1 protein-coding gene is annotated in these 836 nt (G+C 55.3%); it reads left to right on the top strand.

Translation table 11 applies throughout. The annotated features are described in order from the left end of the window. Positions 1 to 617, top strand: a 617-nt coding sequence (locus N1032_RS24500) for a recombinase family protein (RefSeq protein ID WP_259543120.1), incomplete at its 5' end; no start/stop codon positions are given. Positions 618 to 836 lie beyond the last annotated feature (219 nt).

Genomic DNA, 836 nt, shown 5'->3' with positions numbered 1-836 from the left:
GATTGTTATTTGATGGCACTAGTGCCAGAATGCAAACACAACCTTTCAGGACTACAGGAAAGCACATGGCGAATATTGGCTACACACGAGTAAGCACAGACGACCAGACCACAGAGAACCAGCGCCAGCAGATTGACGCGCTTTATAAAATTGATGTGTGGTTTGAAGACCCCGCGACCAGCGGCACAACGGAAGCGCTGAAGCGCGAAGGATTAGCCGCCCTTGCCGCGTATGTGCGCGCAGGCGATACGGTGATCATCACGGCGCTGGATCGCGTAGGGCGCGACGTGGTAGACGTGCGGCGCACAATCGACGCATTGCAGGCTAAAGGCGCGGCGGTTGTATCGATGCGCGAAGGATTCGACCTAAGCACCCCCACAGGGCGCGCGATGCAAACGATCATTAGCGCGCTGGCAGAGCTGGAGCTTGCCAACATGGCAGAGCGACGCCGCGCCGGTATCAAGCGCGCCCAGGCGGCGGGCATCCATTGCGGGCGACCGAGCAAGGGCGACGCCGCGACCGTGGGCCCATTGTTCGCCGCCGGTAAAACATGGCAAGAGATCGCCAGCATTACGGGCTTGAGTAAATCGACAATTTACAGGCTGAAGAAAGCATGAAAAGCAGAATGTGCAAAATAGTTTAAAAACTTTATTGCACATTCATCAAAGCCCCTGTATAGTTCGTCCTGTAGCAACAAACCAACCCCTTACGACAGGACGAAGACAATGAACGCAGAACAACTTAACTTTATCGCACTGGCAAACACCGCACGCGAATGCGCAGGCATCGCTAACAGCGTATCAGGCACGATGGCCTGGATCGTCCAGCACTGGAAT

This window comes from Herbiconiux daphne (assembly GCF_024979295.1).
In the GTDB taxonomy this organism is placed as follows: Bacteria; Actinomycetota; Actinomycetes; order Actinomycetales; family Microbacteriaceae; genus Herbiconiux; species Herbiconiux daphnes.
The sequence above is the reverse complement of the archived record's forward strand: the minus strand, read 5'-3'. Positions and strand labels throughout refer to the sequence as shown.